Annotated in this window: 2 protein-coding genes; both read left to right on the top strand. The window is 49.7% G+C overall.

What is annotated here, in order from left to right:
• The first annotated feature begins 164 nt into the window (after positions 1–164).
• Positions 165–1457 carry a tetratricopeptide repeat protein gene (locus tag VB741_RS14815; RefSeq protein ID WP_323365954.1) on the top strand — a complete coding sequence of 431 codons (1293 nt, stop codon included), beginning with the start codon at positions 165–167 and terminating at the stop codon, positions 1455–1457.
• Entirely contained in the window at positions 1430–2407 is a 978-nt protein-coding gene (locus tag VB741_RS14810) for a tetratricopeptide repeat protein (protein ID WP_323365953.1), read from the top strand. Before VB741_RS14815 ends, VB741_RS14810 begins: the two co-directional genes overlap by 28 nt.
• Positions 2408–3344: the final 937 nt, after the last annotated feature.

The following is a 3344-nucleotide window of genomic DNA, read 5'->3' as shown; positions in this document are numbered from 1 at the left end:
CAGGCGTTCACGACACTAATGTTCATCAGCTTTTTCTCAATAAGACTCTTCTTAATGACACTATTCTCAATAAAATGGCCAAATAGAGGCTTGTTGAGATATGTACTTTTGTATGCGTTTGCCCTGTGACTTAGGATGAGCTTATTGATTTTGTGCTGCAATCCATGACTACGCCAGCTCTAGGTACGGCCCTAACGGCCTATCGCAATGCCCTGGACTGTTTCGGGAACGAGCAGAGGACCGACGAACAGCAGGTGATGACCGTTTTGAATGCTCGCGATGTGTTGCATACTGTGCTGGAGCAGTCGCTGGCACCCAAACCCCATCTGCTGAAGGAAATTCATACCCTTGATCGCCAGTTCAAGGATCAGGCGGCGGCTATGGCTGAACAGTTTAATTTTGGCTCCTATCGCCACAGCTTTCCGAAGCAGCCAGAGCATTGGTGGTGGTTTTTGGATGAAACGGTTAAGCCTCCAGACTCAAATCCCGATGACTGGGTGTTCAAAGGGCTGACCACCCTAACCTGGGCTATTAGCATTGGCCTGCTTATAAACATCAGCGGTCGCTTTTTGCTAGGTGGGGCTGGGGTAGCCGGGCTCTCGGCCATTGCGCTGTCGAACTTGTTGACGTTGCTGAAGGCGCGCAGCGATTTGACGGATGCCGGTAGCGAAGGGGCGCAGGTCTTCTTTGACCGCTTTAAGGTCTCAAAACCCTGGCGACTGCGGACTAAGTTTGGCACTACAGCACTGCTGACCGGGGCTCTGTTTGCCTTTTGGCTGGCGTTGCCCAGCCTTTCAAGGCAGTACAACCAGCGAGGGCAGTCGGCTTGGCAGAAGGGCAAACTGGGCTCAGCAGAGCAGGCCTATAACCTGGCAATTTCGCTGAACCCAGACAATGTGGATGCCCACTATAATCTCGGCACCCTTTACGAAGATATACAAGAACTGGATAAGGCTGAAACCCAATACTTGATAGCGATTCGGGGAAATTTGCCAGAGGCCTATAACAATTTGGTCCGGTTATATCTGCAATCGCCTGAAAATAACTTGAATAAATCCTTGGCACTGTTAAATCAGGGGCTAAGGTTAGCAGAGGAGCAGAAAAGCTTCCCGGAAACTCAATTCAGTCTTTATAAAAACTTGGGCTGGGCTTTGCTACAGCAGGAAGAGTATCCATTTGCCGCATCTGCCTTAGATGTTGCTATCTCAATTTATGAGCAATTGTCAGCTTCTGAACAAGAGTATGTTGCTAACCCTGGATCAGCCTACTGTTTGGTTGCTCAAGTCAGGGAGACCACAGGTCAGGAAGATGCACTACCAGCTTGGCAGCGCTGTTGTCAGTTAGGGGATCGCAGCGTTCCTGAGGAGAATGCTTGGCTGACGATAGCTCGTGACCGATTTGATGCTGAAGGACTTAATTACGAAAAGGTATGTCAAACAAACGCTTTACCTCTCTAATTCAGATATTTGTGTTGATCTTAGGTGCTGTGGTTGCGATCGCCCAGCCGGCGCAAAGTCATACTGGCAGTCAATATCCTGGCGGTATTGAAGGAAATCTTCAGATTAGTTTTTTAGACTTTATTTTCCCAAAGCGAAAAGCGCGCCCTCGGGGACCGAGAAATCCGTCACGGGCCCCCTTCGATGAATCGCTACCCTATGTGCTGACTCCCCGTAACACCGCTTTAATGGGAACGAACTCGCTAACGTTTCAATGGCATCCCGTTGAGGGGGCCACGTCATACACCGTCGAGATCGATGGCAGAAATGTTGACTGGGAAGTTGAAGTAACTGGGACTGAGGCAGTCTTTGATGAAGTAGCGTCCATAGTAGTTAACTACCGCTACACCATTGTCATCACGACTAACGAGGGAATTTCGTCTAAATTGGGAGAGCCAGTTGGGTTTGTGCTGCTGCCTGAGACTGAGAGCGATCGCGTCAATGCACAAGTAGAGGCAATCAAAGCAGAGCAGCTAGAGCCCGACGAAGAAGCCCTTGCGATCGCCCTAAAATATCTTGAATTTGAACACAGCGCCCTCGATTGGAGAAGCTACGCGCTCAACCAGGCTGCCATAGATGTGTTGGAATCTAGAATCCAGGCGGGGACGGAGGATAGCCGAGTTTACTTATTGCAGGCAGATACTTATCTGAGAGTTGGGTTGCCCCTTCTAGCTCGAGAACGCTATGGGGAGGCATTGAACCGCGCTGAAGTAGCAGCTCAGCCAGAACTTCAAGCTGAGAGCCACTGGGGACTGGCGGATGTTGCGAAGGGACAGACGGAGTATGAAGATGCCCTCGCTCACTTCCAGAGGGCACACGAGCTCTATGAAGGGTTGGGCGACCTTGAGCAGGCTGAAGAGTTGCAGATTCAGATAGATGAGGTAGAAATGCAGTTGCCGAGGCCATTATGACAGTGCGCTTCAGGCATCACCGCTGGTTGACCGGCCCTCAGAGCACTACCACCATCATCGCACCTAAAACTACCCTCATCTCAATTCATAATCTCTAGAACGTTTCGCAACTCTATTTGCTCTTGAGGAAGATTTAGCGGATAGCCTAACCGAATAGCATTGGCCGTCATTCGCTCCGAGAAGAAGTCTGGCCCGACAAAGTTGTGACAGGTTGCCCAGTAGATCGGGTAGTCATCCATGTTGTACCCAGCAAAATCATCACCGCCCGGATTCAGCAAGTGGGCATAGTAAACGCCTTCCCAGTTAAAGATGGTGGCAGGTCTACTCGTTGAGCAGTAAACATACCATTAGGGCCTGTTTGCAGCACTTCCTTTTTGATGAATCGACTGATTTAGTGCTAACTTGCCTTTGCGAATTTTGTCATCCCCGTCAGAGAAATCGTATTAGCTTTTTGAATAACGCCTGTTTTACTGCTGATCGAGGCGTTTACCCTTGCCAACCCCAACGATGCGGACTGCATTGGGGCCTAACTGAACATCCATTGACCTACCATACCTGATGACGTTGTAGCCCAAAAAGGTGATACCTAATACGGCTGAGAGGATAAGGTTGCAGGTTTCCGTATCACGATAGTTCCTGGTCATACTGTCGAGATCGAGTAACGGTTCGTTTTTGCTGTCGGCTAAGCACTTTACGTACCGTCTGATTAACATAGAGCATCGCTGGTTGCTTACCTTGATCTTGCACCAGCCGCCGGACTATAGGACTACCCGCCGAGAGCATTAGGGCAATATCCTTCTGAACCTGGCCATCGGCACTGGTTCCGCCAGGTGGGTCAGCGTAAAGGCATGTTGTATATACGATAGACGATAATAGGTTCAGCAAAAGCTGATCTAATCTGGGTGGTGTTATGGATCTATTTTCTCATCCGTGTCCT

This window comes from Leptothoe sp. PORK10 BA2 (genome assembly GCF_034932105.1).
Classification (GTDB): domain Bacteria; phylum Cyanobacteriota; class Cyanobacteriia; order Phormidesmidales; family Phormidesmidaceae; genus Leptothoe.
Note: the sequence above shows the minus strand (reverse complement) of the source record. Positions and strands in the feature narration are given on the sequence as shown.

Bases quoted from the DNA above. Each gene is read 5' to 3' on its own strand.
- VB741_RS14815 (WP_323365954.1), top strand. From the start codon at position 165: ATGACTACGCCAGCTCTAGGTACGGCCCTAACGGCCTATCGCAATGCC.
- VB741_RS14810 (WP_323365953.1), top strand. From the start codon at position 1,430: ATGTCAAACAAACGCTTTACCTCTCTAATTCAGATATTTGTGTTGATC.